Consider the following 15308-nt stretch of genomic DNA (forward strand, 5'->3'; position numbering starts at 1 on the left):
GTGCTCCACGCGCCGCTTCGATCACTCGCGCTTCGTGACGGGAGGCAGGAAGGACGAATCGAAGATGTTGTTGATGTCCGGGCGGCGCCCCAGCTGCCCGTCCTGGACGAGAAAATCGACGTGCTTGTTGACGAGCGGGGCCAGCGACGTGGGGTCGTTGTTCGGCGCGAACCGCTGTCGGACCTCCTCCAGCGAGAAGAGCTCGTATCCGTCGATGCTGATGTCCGTGACCGGGATCTTCAGCGCCTTCGCGATGATCTCGTTGCTCTCCTGCGGGTGGGCCTTCCAGAACTCGACGGCCTGGAACCAGCCCCGGATGAAGGCGCGGACGTCGTCCGGCCGGTCGCGCAGCACCGTGCCTCGGAACATCATGAAATCGGCGAACAGCCCGGGCGTCTCCTTGCTGGAGAAGATCGGCCTGGCGCCGGACTTCGCCGCCTGCGTCACGTAGGGCTCCCAGGTGTGTCCGGCCTGGATCGTATTGTTCGCCAGGAACGGGGCGACGTCCGTCTCGCTCACGTTGACCAGCGTCACGTCGTCGATGGCGAGGCCGTTCCTCTCCAGCATCTCGCCGACCAGCATCTCGCCCAGGGCGCCGGTCTTGGCCGCGATCTTCTTCCCCTTGAGATCCGAGATCTTCTCGATCTCCGGCCGTGCCATGACGACGTCGGCGCCCGCCGTCTGGCCGAGGTAGAGGACGACCCGCGCGTCCGGCTCCCTCGCGAGGACGCGCACGACGACCTCCATGGTCCAGGGCAGGCCGTCGACCTTCCCTGCGGTGAAATCGGAGATCATGCCGTACAGGTCCGGGTTGAAGAGGAGCTCGACGTCCACGCCCTGCTGGTCGAAGAAGCCCTTCTCTTTGGCGATCGACATCGGGAAGTACCCAACCCAGTAGCCGTGGCCGACGCGGAGCGGCGGCCGCGCCTCCTTGCTCCGATCGCCGCGCGAGGGCTCCGGCTGGCACGCCGAGGCGAGCAGGGACAGCGCCGTCACCGCGAGCCAGCCGATCGTGCGACGCACAGCGGATGTCTTCATGGTCTCTCGGGGCTCCTTCTCGGGATCGTGGAGAGGGCGCGTCAAGCGGGCGGCGCTCGACGTGCGCGCGAGGCGCCGGCGGGAAGGGGCGCGCGGCGGGGGTCCGGGGGCTGTCCTCTCTCGCACGCAGCGCCGCGCGGGCAGCGCGCCCCCCGCGCGGCGACGCGGCCGCGCGCGATGCCGGCCGATCGAGCGACCGGCGCCGTGCTCCCGGCGCCGAGACGACGGCCCGACTGCGAGGCCCCCCTGCATGTTGCGCAGCCTACCATGAACCGCCGCGGCGCCGCGATGCTCTGCGACCGGATCACGGCGATCCGGGGGGCCGTCTCGAGGTCGCCGGCGCCGTCTGCCCGACTGGACTGCCTCGCACCGTCGTGACACCTCGGTAGGTAGCTCGGCGCAGGTGTGCCGAAGGCATCGATTGCTGAAGCAAAACCATTGCGATATTGCAATGCGAGCCGGCCACGACTACCCTTTAACTCAACCTTCGCGCCTTATCGTCTGCTTGCCATTCGAAATCACGTGAAGAGAACCCCACTCACCGGAGGTGACTCATGGCCTCGTACTTTGTCGTGCGCGATGTCCTCTCCCGTCTCGTCGCGGCGTCGGCGCTGCTCGTGGGCCTCGCGGCCGGCCGATCCGCCGAGGCGGCGTCGTCTTTCACCCTCTTCGAGAGCGGTCATGTGCGTCCGCTCGCGCTCTCGCCCGACGGAAAGCTGCTATTCGCTGTAAACACACCCGACAACCACCTCGAGGTGTATCGGGTCAAGGATCAGGGGATCGAGCACCGCGCCTCCATCCCCGTCGGCCTCGAGCCGGTGGCCGTGGCGGCGCGGAGCGATACCGAGGTCTGGGTCGTCAACCACCTGTCGGACAGCGTGAGCGTCGTCGAGCTGACCCAGGGGGCGCGCTCGGGCCGGGTCGTGCGGACGCTGCTCGTGGGCGACGAGCCGCGCGATATCGTGTTCGCGGGTCCCGGAAAACGCCGCGCGTTCATCACGACGGCGCACCGCGGACAGAACATCCCGTTCGATCCCCAGCTCACGACCCCCGGCGTGGGCCGGGCGGACGTATGGGTCTTCGACGCCGCCCACCTCGGCTCGACGCTCGCCGGCGCGCCCCTCACGATCGTCACGCTGTTCAGCGACACCCCGAGGGCGCTGGCGGTGACGCCGGACGGCAGCAAGGTGTATGCGGCGGCCTTCCACTCCGGGAACCGCACAACCGCGCTCCACGAGGGCATCATCCCGAACGGCGGAGAGGCGGCGGGGGGCGTGCCCGGGCCGGCCACCAACGCGGAGGGGATCCCGCACCCGGAGACGGGGCTCATCGTCAAGTTCAATGGTTCCCACTGGGTCGACGAGCTGAACCGCGTCTGGGACAGCTCCGTCCGGCTCTCGCTGCCCGACAAGGACGTGTTCGTCATCGACGCGAACGCGAGCCCGCCGAGGCAGCTGCCCGGCGCCGCCGGGTTCTACACCGGCGTCGGCACCATCCTCTACAACATGGTGGTCAACCCGGTCAGCGGGAAGGTGTACGTGTCGAACACCGAGGCGGGGAACGAGAAGCGCTTCGAGGGGCCCGGGATCTTCGCCGGCCAGACGACACGGGGCCACCTGCACGAGAGCAGGATCACCGTCCTCGGCCCGGCGGGCAGCGTCACGCCGAGGCACCTCAACAAACACATCGATTACGACGCGTGCTGCGCCCCGGTCCCGAACGCCGAGAACCAGAAGAGCCTCGCCCTCCCGCAGCAGATGGCCGTCACGAGCGACGGCAAGACGCTGTACGTGGCGACGATAGGCTCGTCCAAGATCGGGGTGTTCAGCACCGCCGCCCTGGAGAACAACACCTTCACGCCGAGCACCTCCAGGCAGATCCCGGTGCCGGGCGGCGGGCCGACGGGGCTCCTGCTCGACGAGGCGCGGCGGCGCCTGTACACGATCACGCGCTTCGACAACGCGATCTCGATCCTCAGCACGACGACCAAGTCCGAGATCGCGCACGTGCGGATGCACAACCCGGAGCCGCCGAGCGTGGTCGCCGGCCGCCGGTTCCTCTACGACGCGTCGTTCGAGTCGAGCCACGGCGACTCGTCGTGCGCGAGCTGCCATGTCTACGGCGATTTCGACAGCCTGGCCTGGGATCTCGGCAATCCGGACGGGGTGGTCGTCGACATCCCGGGGCCGTTCGAGTCACACCCGCTGGACTTCGGGATACCCGACACCCACCACCCGATGAAGGGGCCGATGACGACGCAGAGCCTCCGCGGGATGGCGAACCACGGGCCCATGCACTGGCGCGGCGATCGCACCGGGGGCGACGACGAGCCGAGCGCGCACCCGGACAGCGGGACGTTCGACGAGGTGACGGCGTTCATGGAGTTCCAGGCCGCGTTCACGGATCTCCTGGGGAGGAGCGAGTTCATCCCCGAGGTCGACATGCAGGCGTTCGCCGATTTCATCCTGCAGGTCACCTATCCGCCCAACCCGAACCGGGCGCTGGACAACTCGCTCACCCCGGCGCAGCAGGCCGGGCGCAGCTTCTTCTTCAACAACGTGTCCGACTTCAGCGAGGAGGGCACCTGCGTCTCGTGCCATGTGCTCGACCGCCACGCGAACGAGGAGTTCGGCGTCGATGCGCCGGGCTTCTTCGGCGGCGATGGCCGGTACACGTTCGACCTGGAGACCGAGGCCTTCAAATCGCCGCACTTCCGCAATCTGTACCAGAAGGTCGGCATGTTCGGGATGGCGAACAACGATCTCTTCCCGGGCAGCGACGCGTTCCTGGGCGACCAGGTCCGCGGCTTCGGCTTCAACAACGAAGGGGGCGTCCCGACGCTCTTCCGCTTCGTGAGCTCGGCGACCCCCGACATGGGGTTCAACCAGTCGCCGCTCACCCCGGGCGGGTTCCCGCCGGGGCCGGAGGGGGACGTGATGCGGCGCGAGGTGGAGCAGTTCCTGCTCGCGTTCGACAGCAACCTGGCGCCGATCGTCGGGCAGCAGGTGACGCTCACCCGCCACAACGCGGCCGCGGTCGGGCCGAGGATCGATCTGCTCCGCGCGCGGGCTGATGCAGGGGAGTGCGATCTCGTGGTCAAGGGATCGCACGACCATGAGGCGGCGGGGTTCCTCTACGTCGGCGCGGGCCTGTTCGTCGGCGACCGGCTCTGCGACGCGCCGATCCGCGACGCGGCGCTGCGGCACCGGGCCTCGCGCAATCGGGGCGAGCTCACGTACACGTGCGCGCCGCCGGGCTCTGGGGAGCGGATCGGGCTGGATCGCGACGGCGATGGATTCCGCGACGGCGACGAGGAAGACGAGGGCAGCGACCCGGCAGACCCGTCGAGCACACCCTGAGGGTCGCGCCGCGCCCCTCGCTCGCGCGACTGCCCACATGACGGAAGCGCTGCTCGTCGCTCGGCGTGGCCTGGCGACGAGCAGCGCGAGGGGCGGCGCTACCCCGCCGGCCGGAGCCGGAATGCGCCGCAGTCGGGGTATTCGATGCGTCCGGCGAAGAGCGAGCCGTCGAACGCGAGGTCGCCCTTCATGCCCACGGTGACGTAGTTGGGCGGGCGCTCGAGCCAGGCGCCGGGCGAGAACGATGCCGTCCGCGTCTCGGCGTCGTAGCGGCCGCTCATGAGGTATTTGCCGGCGGCGCCGGACTCGGCATGATGAAAGCCGAACACGGCCTTGATCCTGTCGCCCTTGACCTCCAGGATCCGGAACGTCATCTCGGTCGTGCCCTGAGGGCAGTCGTAATCGCCGATCCAGGTCCGCGTCCGCTCGAACGGGTTGTCGCCGGGGAATTCTTCTGGCACCCAGCCGTCGGCCGCCGCTATCGCCGCCGCCGGGGGCGGATCCTGGAGGACGATGTAGACCGTCTCGGCTGCGGGCGGCGGCTCCGGCGCGCGCGGCTCGGCCAGCGTGGGCGCGGGGCCGCACGCGGCCGGCAGGAGGGCCGCGCATGCGGCGCGGCGCAGGGCCGAGCGCCGTCGGGGGGCGGGGGCGTTCGCGGTACCCATGCGCGGGAGGGTACCATGGAGAGGGCCGAGCGCGGAGCGTGCTTCAGCGGCGGCAGCCGATGCGCTCGGTCGCGACGACGACATCGTCGTAGAGGATGGTGTGTGTGTCGGAGACGGTCATGCCGAGCTCTTCCATCTCCGCCCGCCGGCGCGCGTCGGAGTCGCGCTCGTAGTAGGCGTCGAGCATGAAGCTCTTGAAGCGCACGTCATCGCTCGATCGGAAGTCGAAGCCACCGAACGGCTCGGGCGGCGTGCACGCGCTGAAGTCGCACCCTCCCGTGTGGAACTGGGCGCGGAGCCAGGTGCCGTCGGGGTAGCCGGGGCGGTAGTCGCCGATCGCCACGCCGTCGATCCAGAACGCGAGCGCGCCGTCGCTCTGGCCGACCGTGTTGGCGCGCGCGTGCATCTCGACGCAGAACCATCGGTCGCGCGGGAACGGCGCTTGACCCGGCGGCTGGAAGACATTCCCGTAGTAGTACGTCGTGCCTTGATCGCCGGCGCAGCCAGGGGTGGCGGTCCCATCGTTGCAGCGCCCGGAGCGCATCTTGTACCAGTAGGCGTAGAAGTTGAAGACGTCGTCGGTGGTCGTGTCGAAGTCGAACCAGAAGCCCTCGTCCCCGGGCGGCACCGTGTTCGCGAGGCCGCTGCTGTCCCAGCTCTCGGTGCCCGCCGCCATGCGCACCCAGTGGTGCGGGTTCGGGGCGAGCTCGGGGAAGCGCACATGGAAGCGCCAGTAGAGCGCGTCGACGCGCTCGTGGGTGACCCACGTGGACGACGAGATGTACGTCTCCTCCGCCAGATCGGCGGTCGTCACGGTCGAGCGGAGGTAGCCCTGCCCGGCGTGGGCTGTGGCCGCGTCGGCCTCGATGTGCAGATAGCGCGTGTCGGCAGTGGGCCCGTCCCAGCGCCCCCAGCCTTGCTCGAAGTCGTCGTGGAAGAGCACGGCCGGGTCACCGGCGAGCCCCACGTCGTCCGGGTAGCGCTCGCTCAGCGTGCCGGACGGCGACGTGTCGCCGCCGCCCCCGCCGCCATCGCTCGTTCCGCCGCCCCCGCCGCCATCGTTCGGTCCGCCGCCGTCGGGGTGCGGCGAGGGCACGTCAGGCCCTGAGCCGCCGTCGCCGCCGGAGCCCGGCGTCGAGTCGCAAGCGGCGAGGAACAGCGCGATCACCAGCGGGAATTGCAGATGGTTCTTCATCCTTCCACGCTATCCGCTGCTCCGCCGCCTGCGCGAGCGCCCGGTCCAGAAAAGCGGAAGACCCCGTGGCGGGCGGTGTAGGTTCGCTGTCCGGCGAGCCGCGGTCAGGATCAGAGGGCGCAACCGGCTCTGGTGTGCGCGCCGCTTTCGTGCGTGGGTTCGCGACGGAGACGTCGTCCGCTCGCATCCACGAGGACGGCCGTCGCGACGATCGCCGCCGGCAGCGCATACCATCGTGATCGCGAGACCAGCGGCACGTACGTGCTGACGAACATGTACCCGAGGAACAGCGTCGAAAGCCTGCCAGCGACGCGTAGCGTCGATCGCGCTCGCGCCCCCATGCGCCTTGCCGCGAACGCGATGAAGGCGAGCGCATAGAAGAGGGCGAAGATGCCGAAGACCGCGGGCCATCCGCCGACGTCAGCGACGCTCCTTCCGCCCGGGAACATGTTCGCGCCTCCGGTCGCCCGCACGAGCCCGATCACGAACATGAAGTGGATCGTGTGGGCGAGGATGAACCCGAGGTAGAACCCTTGCGAGCGTTGCCCCGAGCTCCGGAACAAGGCGGGCGCCACGAGCGCCGCGGCGAACAGGAGGGCGGACGCGCGAGCTGTCCAGTGGACGGCGAGGTAAAGGTCCGATGTGTGCACGATCGCTCTCCTATTCCCGCCACGCGGCCGTCTCACGCTCGAGGGCCTCGATTTCCGAGCTCGACAGCGCGAACGAGAGCGCACCCGCGTTGTGCCTCGCCTGCGCGCTGCTCTTCGCTCCCGGTATCGGGACGACGTCCTTCTGGATCAACCAGCGCAGAGCCACCTGGCCAGGGCTCCTGTCGCGCGCCTCGGCGATCTCCCGGAGCAGGCCGATGGTGCGCGACACCCGCGGCTCGTGCTTCGCTCGAAACACCTTCATGAAGCGCCGGAACCCAGCAGGCCGGCGCCCGTCCGCGTACTTCCCCGTCAGGGCGCCCATGGCCAATGGCATGTAGGCGATAAGCGTGATACCGAGCTCCCTGCAGGCCTCCAGCACGCCGTCGGTCTCCGGCTTCCGGTGCAGGAGCGAGTACTCGACCTGATTCGAAGCGAGCGGGATTCCCTGATCCGAGAGCGCGCGGTGCGCGAGGCGCATCTGCGCCGCGGAGAAGTTGCACACGCCGACCGCGCCGATCTTCTGCGCCCGTACGGCGTCGGCCATGCGGGTCATGACCCGAGGGATCGATAGCCAGGGGAAAGGGGAGTGCACCTGGTAGAGCTCCACGGAGCGGCGGTCGAGGCGCATCAAGCTCCCTTCGAGCTCGGCGCCGAGGTGGCCTGCGCCCGAGGACCGGAGCCGCGACGGGAACTTGGTAGCGATGAAGGCACCAGTGTCTCGCGTCAGCTCTCCGACCGCGCGCTCCGAGGCGCCGTGGCCGTACATCCCTGCAGTGTCGAACAGGCCGGCGCCGCTCGCGATGCTCTCATGGACAGCTGCTCGCTGCTCGTCCATGCCCCCGATCGGGCCGTACGCCGCCTGCCCGAGATCCAGGCGGCTCAGCCGCGACGGATCCCCCCAGTTCATCGTGCCTACCCCGAGCCGAGGGATCTGGAGCGAGGTCCGGCCGAGTCGCATGAGTCGGCTATCGTCACCACCGGATTTCATGGCCCACCTCAAAAGTTGAGCACATCAAGCATATGCAGAAGCTTGAGGTTGTCAAGCTTTGAGCTCGACGGGGTTTCCGAGTACCGTGGCCTCATGCCACGCTCATCCAAGACCCATGCCGTCGAGGCCAACGAGCTCGCCGCGTTTGCGACGGCCCTCTACCAGCTGGTGGAGACGCTGCGTGGCGAGCACGAAGAGGCGGCGGCCATGGCGGGCCTCACCGCGCCCCAGGCGATGGTGTTGACGCTTCTCTCGGAGCCCGCCTCGATGCGGCAGTTTGCCGAGCGCATGGGGTGCGATGCGTCGAACGTCACCGGCCTCGTGGACCGACTCGAAGCCAAGGGCCTTGTCGTGCGCACCGTCGACCAGGCGGACCGGCGCGTGAAGCGGATCGCGCGAACGCCGGCGGGCGATGCGGCGGTGAGCCGGTTTCAAAAGGAGCTGGTCCACGCGTCGTCGCTCGCGAAGCTGAGCCCCAAGGCGAGGCGAGGGCTGCTCGCGGCGCTCGCGGAGCTCCGCCGCGATCGGGAGCCGTGAACCGCCTGACGACCCACGACGGCCGAGAGGTCGTGCCTTTAGCGAGACGCGCGACGTAGAACGGTGGACCCACAAGCCGCGCCAGCGGCCACTGGAAGCGCGAGAAACGCGTACCACGCGAAGGGTACGACGTCCTCCGAAAGCAATCGCGAAAGCTCGCGCAGAAGCGGCGGCGGGTGCTCGAGCGCGACGGCCAACAGGGGTGCCAAGGTCGTGGCCCCGAGGATCGCGCCCAGCAGGGTCAAGGCGGGGCGCCTGCTGCCACCGGCGAGGGAGTCGCCGAAAAGCCAGACGAGGACGGCTACCGTCGTCGGTACCAGCAAGACCGGAAGGAAGGCGAGGGCCAAGCCGGCGGCTTCGTGCTGGAAATCATGGAGCTCGATCGCGATGAGAGTCTCCGCAACAGCCGCTGGCCCGCCAAGTAGACCAGCCAGGACGAAAGCGCCGACACGGGCGGTGGAGCCGGCGGCACGCTTCGGAAGCACCGAGTACGCGCCAATCGCGAGGGCAATGTTGATGGCGGCGACGATCCCTGCCGGCACTCGATACGAGTTCGCGAGTTCGAAGAGAAACCGCAGAGGCTCGAGAGCTTTCATCGATCGCCCGTTGTTAGTCGACCCAACGACCTGTAGGTCTGTCGCTGCCCGAAGCGCCGCCGGTCGCCGCGGCCTGTCGGGCTACCCCGAGCTCGCCGATGGGCGACGTGGTCATAGCTTTTGAGCGCCTTGCGTTGAAACCCGGAGAATTTTCACAGGGAGGCGGGGAGGAAGAAAAAATGAATCTCTCGCTCCCCGCCTCCCCGCCTCCCTGTGAAATTCCTGCTTTCTCTCGTGGTTTCAACCCGTTTGTCGCTCTGGCACGGCGCTGCATCCTGCGCGCAACGGAGCAGAGTCATGTCCTCGATTGCCGCCGGGCACGTTGAACCGCGTCGAGATATGCTCTCTGCGCGCTCGTCAGCGGCCTTCGCTCGGCCAGCGCGTACCAAATCGCGTTCTCGATCCAGAAGCGATACATGAAGGTTTCGAAGTCTGGAGCGCACAACACAAGCTGTTCGAACACGACGATGTCGTCGAGCGAGCCTTCAGAGTCGTCATCGAGCCATTCGGGAATTCCGGCGACAACAGCAGGCACATCGCCCGGCGGGAGGTACAGGTACCAAAGTACACACGCCTGCTGGTCGTTCATGAACCGAAGCAGGCGGCCCGGCTGGTTGCTCGGGGGTTCAAGGAGGCGCGCGGACAGTTCGAGATAACACGCTGTGCACGTCGGAACTCGACGGTGAATCTCCGGCGTCGTCAGGAACGCGGCGAAGGCATCAGGAATCCTGAACCCTGCCTGCTGTGCCTCCCTGTGCAGTTGGCTAACATCCAGCCGCTTGTCGTTGCTCTCCTCGTGAACGTCCAGAACCGTGTCGCGTTCAGGCGGGGCGGGAAGCCAGCGAAACGAGCCATCCCAATGGCTCCGTCCGAGCTCAGGAAGCTGATCGTAAGGGATCAACGTGTAGGTATTCCCGCACCCCCAGAAGCTTTCGTGCGAGCCCGCGGTATACCAGCCCAACGGGAAGGGAGAATCCAAAATGTTCATGGCGCTCCTATGCCCCATCTCGAGTCGGCACACTGCTCCGCCCAACGGCTGGCGCTCATCGGCGGCGCGAAGCGCCGTTCGGTGCAGCGTCGGGTTGGGCAAGGGGCGCGAGTGGACGCGCTATTGTCTGTCGTCGAAGAGCTCAAACCGCTCGAGCTCAGATCGTCCAATGTTCGGCGCGAATTGTCGTCCATGGAAGCTCCTTCAGAGTGAACTTTGCAGGGCACGCGTTGCGGTAGCGAGTGTCCGGCAAACGAGTAATCCACTGATCAACCGAAGCCGGAACCAGGTCCGTCTATTCGAGCGCCGCTGGTGACCTCCTGCACGGAGGATCTCACCAGCGGCGCTGCGCCGCAAGTCCGAGTGCGGTCCAGCGCCGTAGGGTAGATCCATCCGACGCAGGCGTCAGTCGCAGCCTTTCCGCGGAGCTGGGGGGCGCCTGTTGGGGGGCGCGGTGAACCGACCGCCCGGGAGCGGGCGGCGGGCGGCGTCCGCGAGATGACGACGTGCCGGGGGTGCCACCCGCGCGACGATCGGCGGACCAAGGGCTCTGTGGCGATCACGTCATGCCGCGACTCTACCCGGGATGGTGACCCGGCCCGGGTTGGACGATCCCGCCGATGTCGAAGTGGCCCACGGTCGTTCGCGAGCCTGAACACGTGGTCCGGGCCGCCCGTCACCCCGGCGGCGCGCATCGCCACACAGCCTTGTGCAGCTCGTCACGGTCGCCGGGAATCTCGCCCCATTCTCGCGTCACCGCCGTGTGTCGCTCGCGCAGGCGGCCAGGCCTTTCAGGAGATCATCGGCTGGCGGCGAGATCCAGAGGCGCCACAACACGGCAGGACGCGAGCGCGCGCGACAGCGGCGGGTGGGCACGTGAAGCGGCGGCTCACCCCTGTCGCATCGTAACTCCGTAACTCGCGACGCAGCCGCGCACGCCATCCCAGGCTCGCTCCCGCTCACGCCCCTTGATGGCCCGCAGCCCCCCTCGCGCCCCGGAGCTCGCGTGGAGGGCAGCCGAACCAGCGCCGGAACGCGTGGCTGAACGCGGTCGTGTCCGAGAAGCCGAGCCGGAGCGCCGTCTCGGTCACGCTGCTCCTCGCCAGCAGGTCGGCCGCGCGGTCGCGGCGCACCTCCTCGACCAGCTTCCGGAAGCTCGTCCGCTCGGCCTCCAGGCGCCGGCGCAGCGTCCGCTCCGTCGTGCCGAGGGACCGAGCCACGTCGTCCAGCGTCGGGATCCCGCCCTCGGCGCTCGCGAGCGCGCGGGCGAGCTGGTGCCGCACGCCGTCCGCGCTCGACGGCGGCGCGAGCTGCTCGCAGAGGGCGCTCACGCTCCGGCACAGGTACTCCCATAACCTCTGGTTCGCGCCCACAGGCACCATGTCGAGGACCTCGCGGCGGAACACCATCCCGTCCCAGGGCGCGTCGAACCGCACGGGGCAACGGAAGAACTCCAGGTGCGCAGTCCGGCGCGGCGGCGCCGCGTGGCGGAAGCTCACCTCCAGCGGCGTGAGGTCGTCGCCCGCCATCTGCCGCAGACAGCCGAGGTTCTGCGCCAGCGCTGTCTCGTTGGAGAGGCGGTGCCCCAGGGTGAGCGGCCGCAGGCGATGCCACCGCACCTCGGCGCGCTTCCCGCTCTCGATCGCCTCCCATCGGCCCGAGTCGGTCAGGAGCGCGCTGTACCGCGCCGCGGTGTCGAACGCATGGCGAATGGAGGGCGCGCTCATGATCGCGAAGCCGAGCACGTGCAGGTCCTCCACCGTCGCCCGCTGCGCGACGCGGATCGGCAGCGACGGGTCGTCCAGCGTCTGACCCAGATAGGTCCACAGATCGAGCAGCCGGTCGATCTCGATGCGCCGGTCGGGATCGGCGGCGAGCGACGGCAGGCGCGCGGCGCGCTCCATCGCGCCCAGCCGGATGCCGTCGCGGAGCCCGAGGTCGACGACCAGCCTGGCCACGGACGTCATCACGGTGGGCAGCGGGCGGTGCATGCGCCCGGGATCATGCAGGATCCGCACCGGCGGTCGCTCGCCGGTGTTCGCCGCGGCGCGAGAGCGCGGCGGGGCGAGCGCGGTCTGACGCGCCGATCAGGGCGCATGCACCGCGGGCGTCAGGGGCTGGTGAAGCCGAGGAGCCCGTGGCCGACGAGGAGGGTCGTGACGTTCGGGGGCAGGGAGGCGGCGTTCGCGGGGCCCGCCCATCCTTCGCGCATCAGCGCCGTCCGGATACGCGAGATCGGGGAGACCTGGTGGGCCTCCTGGAGCAGCTTCATCGCCTCCGCCGGGATGGTCAGCGTGCCATCACCTCCCAGCGCGACGCATTGAATCTCGACCTGCTTGCGCGCGGGCGGGGGCATCGCGAACGGCGACGCGCCCTCGACGTCGCCGTCCGTGCTGGTGAGGCGCACGACCGTGGCCTGCGCTGGCCCGCAGCTGCCCCCCGGGCCGCCGCAGCCGAGCGTCAATGGGCTGCCGTCGAGCGGCACCGCGACGAGGGCGGCCGCCGACGCCGTGTCGGGCGTGAACGCCTCGCCGGCCACGATCGGCGCGCTGTCGGGGAAGTCGAAGGCCATCTCGCCGCCGGGCGAGATGCCCACGACGACCTCGTCGCCGCCCTCGATCGGGTCGACGGGGTTGTTCGGAACGGGCCCCGCCCCGGCGAGCACGGTGTACTCGGCCGCGAAGGCTTCCTCCGCTGCGCCCTGGTTGACCACGATCGCCGTCGTGCTCGACTCCACGGCGACGATGGGGAACGCGCCCTGGTTCTTCGCGTTCGCCGCGCCGGTGACGCGCAGGTAACGGCCGACATCCGCTGCGGAGAAGGTCGCGCCCTCGATCGTGTAGGCCGCGGTCCCCGTCTGCCCTGGAGCGACGCTCGCCTGTCCTGCTCCCGTCGACGTCGGGCACACATAACCCGAGCCAGCAAAGCGGCACGCGAGGGGCCCGCCTTCGAGGCCGGCAATCGAGATCACCCCCTGATCCGTCAGCGCCGGCGGCGGATTGTCCTGCGTGTCGTAGACCCACGCCCTGCACCCTTCGATCTCCCCGGGCATCTGCTCGTAAGCGGGAGGCCTGGAGGGGGTGAACAGGACTTGCACCGTGAGGCCGTGGCCCGCCTGCGGAGCGCCTTGAATCGATACATCCTGGATCGAGATGATCCCATTGTGCGTCGCGACCGGGCAGCGGACCGAGCCGCCCTCACCGGAGCTCGATGAGCCGCCTTCACCGGAGCTCGACGAGCCGCCTTCACCGGAGCTCGATGAGCCGCCTTCACCGGCGCTCGACGAGCCGCCCTCGCCGGAGGCCGACGAGCCGCCGTCCCCTGCGCTCGTCGAGCTGCCGCCGGCGCCATCATCATCCGACATGGGGCAGCCCCCTGCGACTGCGAGGGTGGTGGCTAGCGCGAGGGCCATTGAGCCCCTCCTTGAATTTCGCGAGAGTTCCATTCGACCGATCATGGCTTTGAGCCTCCACGCGTCCGGCGAGGCGCGACGCGCGCCTCGCGGCTGGACATGAGGCAGATGTAGCGATTGGCCTCAGGGGCGGCCTGGTCGCGCCGGCCAGGGAGTTGGTCGAATCGGCCAGCCGCTCGCCTCCCGACGCGCTCCGCTCGTCGCGTCGAGGCCTTGCCCGAGCTTCCCCGAACGATCCCTCGCGACGAACGCGCGCAGCGCTGACCACGGGTCGATCGAGCCCCCGATCGGGTGCTCCTGTGCGCCGCGCCGTGCAAGGTGCTCGCGGCGTTTCTGGTCGATCGACGACCAGATGCAGCGCACGCCCGTGGAGGACGAGCAACCCGCGCGCCAGCCGCTCGGAATGCCGCCCGTGGCATATTGACCGCGTCTGCCCGACTGGGTACGACTGGGTTCGTGCCTGGTGAACCTGAACAACGAACGCTATCCGCCACGGGCGGACAGCGGTATCTGGACAAATCAGGCAACGGCAGCTTTTTGTTTCTGATCGCGGACAGCCATCGGCCGCTCGCGTCGTCGGCGCGCATCGCCCTCGATGACGTGGAGGAGGTCGTCATCGGCCGCGGCAATGCCCGGAGGCTGGAGGTCGTGGACAGCGGCTCACGCCGGCGCGTCGAGATCCGGCTCGACGACCCATGGCTCTCGTCGAGGCACGCGCGGATCATGCGGGTCCTCGGCCGGTGGTGCTTCGAGGATTGCGGCTCCAAGAACGGCAGCGTCCTCAATGGGGCGCCGAGGAAGCACGCCGAGCTCGCGGAGGGCGACGTGCTCGAGCTGGGCCGCACGTTCTTCCTCTACCGCGCGGCGATTCCGCGCGGCGCCGAGCAGGTCACTCTGCTGGAGGCGTCGAGCCTCGCCGCGCACGTCCCCGGGCTGCTCTCCCTCATCCCGTCGCAGCTCGAGATGTTCGAGCAGCTCAGGGTGGTGTCGGCCTCCACCATCCCCGTGCTGATCCAGGGCGAAACGGGCACCGGCAAGGAGGTCGTGGCGCGCGCCATCCATTCGCTCTCGGGCAGGCCGGGCGCGTTCGTGGCGATCAACTGCGGCGCGCTGCCGCGGGATCTCGTCGAAGGCGAGCTCTTCGGGCACAGGAAGGGCGCCTTCTCCGGGGCCACCGAGGATCGCCCCGGGCTCGTGCGCAGCGCCGATCGCGGCACGCTCTTCCTCGACGAGATCGGCGACCTGCCCTTGTCCGCCCAGGTGGCCTTGCTCCGCGTGCTCCAGGAGCGCGAGGTGCGCCCGGTGGGCGGCACGCGCTCGATCTCCGTGGACCTTCGCGTCGTGGCGGCCACACACCGGCCGATCGAGCGCATGGCGGCGTCGGGCGACTTCCGCTCCGACCTGCTCGCGCGGCTCTCCGGTCACGCCGTCGAGCTCTCGCCGCTCCGGGCTCGCCGGGAGGACCTCGGCCTCATCCTCGGCGCGATCCTCCGGCGCGCCGACGGAGAGCGCGCCGAGCACATCCAGCTGCACCCGCGCGCGGCGCGCGCCCTCGTCACGTACGGCTGGCCGCTCAACGTGCGCGAGCTCGAGCAGTGCATCACGACCGCGGCGGTGCTGGCGCAGCGGGGTACGATCGAGCTCGATCACCTGAACAGCGCGCTGAGGCGCTGCGCCGCCGACGCCGCGGCCCAGGGAGACGAGCCCGCGCGGTCCGACGAGCTCAAGGCGCTCCTGCGCGCGCACGGCGGAAACATCGCTGGCGTGGCGCGCGCCATGGGCAAAGCCAGGATGCAGATCCATCGCTGGTTGAAGCGGTATGAGATCGACCCCGATGACTTCCGCCAGTGAGGCGCTGCGCCGCGGTCGTGGGATGAGGC

General features: G+C 69.3%; 12 protein-coding genes. 3 read left to right on the forward strand and 9 right to left on the reverse strand.

The window, feature by feature from the left end:
- Positions 1 to 21: 21 nt before the first annotated feature.
- Positions 22 to 1038 carry an ABC transporter substrate-binding protein gene (locus tag WME82_RS10825; protein WP_438042756.1) on the reverse strand — a complete coding sequence of 339 codons (1017 nt, stop codon included), beginning with the start codon at positions 1036 to 1038 and terminating at the stop codon, positions 22 to 24.
- 554 nt (positions 1039 to 1592) lie between these two features.
- Here WME82_RS10825 and WME82_RS10830 point away from each other — a divergent pair.
- The gene (locus tag WME82_RS10830) at positions 1593 to 4397 is read left to right on the forward strand and encodes a hypothetical protein (RefSeq protein WP_438042757.1); all 2805 of its coding nucleotides are present in this window, start codon (positions 1593 to 1595) and stop codon (positions 4395 to 4397) included.
- A 98-nt stretch (positions 4398 to 4495) separates the two neighbouring features.
- Here WME82_RS10830 and WME82_RS10835 read toward each other — a convergent pair whose 3' ends face one another.
- From WME82_RS10835 to WME82_RS10850, 4 genes are all read right to left on the reverse strand, one after another.
- Entirely contained in the window at positions 4496 to 5062 is a 567-nt protein-coding gene (locus WME82_RS10835) for a hypothetical protein (RefSeq protein ID WP_438042758.1), read from the reverse strand.
- A 43-nt stretch (positions 5063 to 5105) separates the two neighbouring features.
- The gene (locus WME82_RS10840; protein WP_438042759.1) at positions 5106 to 6257 is read right to left on the reverse strand and encodes a hypothetical protein; all 1152 of its coding nucleotides are present in this window, start codon (positions 6255 to 6257) and stop codon (positions 5106 to 5108) included.
- A 110-nt stretch (positions 6258 to 6367) separates the two neighbouring features.
- A complete protein-coding gene (locus WME82_RS10845; RefSeq protein WP_438042760.1) occupies positions 6368 to 6907 on the reverse strand; it encodes a hypothetical protein in 540 nt (179 codons plus the stop codon).
- Positions 6908 to 6917: 10 nt separating this feature from the next.
- Positions 6918 to 7865, reverse strand: a complete 948-nt coding sequence (locus WME82_RS10850) for an aldo/keto reductase (RefSeq protein ID WP_437915612.1) — start codon at positions 7863 to 7865, stop codon at positions 6918 to 6920.
- A 123-nt stretch (positions 7866 to 7988) separates the two neighbouring features.
- Between WME82_RS10850 and WME82_RS10855 the strand changes: the two genes are divergently transcribed.
- A complete protein-coding gene (locus tag WME82_RS10855) occupies positions 7989 to 8432 on the forward strand; it encodes a MarR family winged helix-turn-helix transcriptional regulator (RefSeq protein ID WP_437915613.1) in 444 nt (147 codons plus the stop codon).
- A 38-nt stretch (positions 8433 to 8470) separates the two neighbouring features.
- Here WME82_RS10855 and WME82_RS10860 read toward each other — a convergent pair whose 3' ends face one another.
- The 4 genes from WME82_RS10860 to WME82_RS10875 all read right to left on the reverse strand — a co-directional run bounded on the left by WME82_RS10860 (position 8471) and on the right by WME82_RS10875 (position 13380).
- A complete protein-coding gene (locus WME82_RS10860; protein ID WP_438042761.1) occupies positions 8471 to 9028 on the reverse strand; it encodes a hypothetical protein in 558 nt (185 codons plus the stop codon).
- A 295-nt stretch (positions 9029 to 9323) separates the two neighbouring features.
- A complete protein-coding gene (locus WME82_RS10865; protein ID WP_438042762.1) occupies positions 9324 to 10016 on the reverse strand; it encodes a hypothetical protein in 693 nt (230 codons plus the stop codon).
- 959 nt (positions 10017 to 10975) lie between these two features.
- A complete protein-coding gene (locus WME82_RS10870; protein WP_438042763.1) occupies positions 10976 to 12007 on the reverse strand; it encodes an AraC family transcriptional regulator in 1032 nt (343 codons plus the stop codon).
- Positions 12008 to 12126: 119 nt separating this feature from the next.
- Entirely contained in the window at positions 12127 to 13380 is a 1254-nt protein-coding gene (locus tag WME82_RS10875; protein WP_438042764.1) for a hypothetical protein, read from the reverse strand.
- Positions 13381 to 13965: 585 nt separating this feature from the next.
- On the opposite strand from WME82_RS10875, the gene WME82_RS10880 reads away from it, so the two are divergent.
- On the forward strand, positions 13966 to 15279 hold the full coding sequence (locus tag WME82_RS10880) for a sigma 54-interacting transcriptional regulator (RefSeq protein WP_438042765.1): 1314 nt from the start codon (positions 13966 to 13968) through the stop codon (positions 15277 to 15279).
- Positions 15280 to 15308 lie beyond the last annotated feature (29 nt).

Origin of the sequence: Sorangium sp. So ce128, from assembly GCF_051525245.1 — a bacterium.
GTDB lineage: Bacteria > Myxococcota_A > Polyangia > Polyangiales > Polyangiaceae > Sorangium > Sorangium cellulosum_B.

What these genes read in the sequence shown, in the direction of transcription:
- WME82_RS10825 (WP_438042756.1), bottom strand. Translation starts at nt 1,038, where the DNA reads ATGAAGACATCCGCTGTGCGTCGCACGATCGGCTGGCTCGCGGTGACG.
- WME82_RS10830 (WP_438042757.1), top strand. Translation starts at nt 1,593, where the DNA reads ATGGCCTCGTACTTTGTCGTGCGCGATGTCCTCTCCCGTCTCGTCGCG.
- WME82_RS10835 (WP_438042758.1), bottom strand. Translation starts at nt 5,062, where the DNA reads ATGGGTACCGCGAACGCCCCCGCCCCCCGACGGCGCTCGGCCCTGCGC.
- WME82_RS10840 (WP_438042759.1), bottom strand. Translation starts at nt 6,257, where the DNA reads ATGAAGAACCATCTGCAATTCCCGCTGGTGATCGCGCTGTTCCTCGCC.
- WME82_RS10850 (WP_437915612.1), bottom strand. Translation starts at nt 7,865, where the DNA reads ATGCGACTCGGCCGGACCTCGCTCCAGATCCCTCGGCTCGGGGTAGGC.
- WME82_RS10855 (WP_437915613.1), top strand. Translation starts at nt 7,989, where the DNA reads ATGCCACGCTCATCCAAGACCCATGCCGTCGAGGCCAACGAGCTCGCC.
- WME82_RS10860 (WP_438042761.1), bottom strand. Translation starts at nt 9,028, where the DNA reads ATGAAAGCTCTCGAGCCTCTGCGGTTTCTCTTCGAACTCGCGAACTCG.
- WME82_RS10865 (WP_438042762.1), bottom strand. Translation starts at nt 10,016, where the DNA reads ATGAACATTTTGGATTCTCCCTTCCCGTTGGGCTGGTATACCGCGGGC.
- WME82_RS10870 (WP_438042763.1), bottom strand. Translation starts at nt 12,007, where the DNA reads ATGCACCGCCCGCTGCCCACCGTGATGACGTCCGTGGCCAGGCTGGTC.
- WME82_RS10875 (WP_438042764.1), bottom strand. Translation starts at nt 13,380, where the DNA reads ATGTCGGATGATGATGGCGCCGGCGGCAGCTCGACGAGCGCAGGGGAC.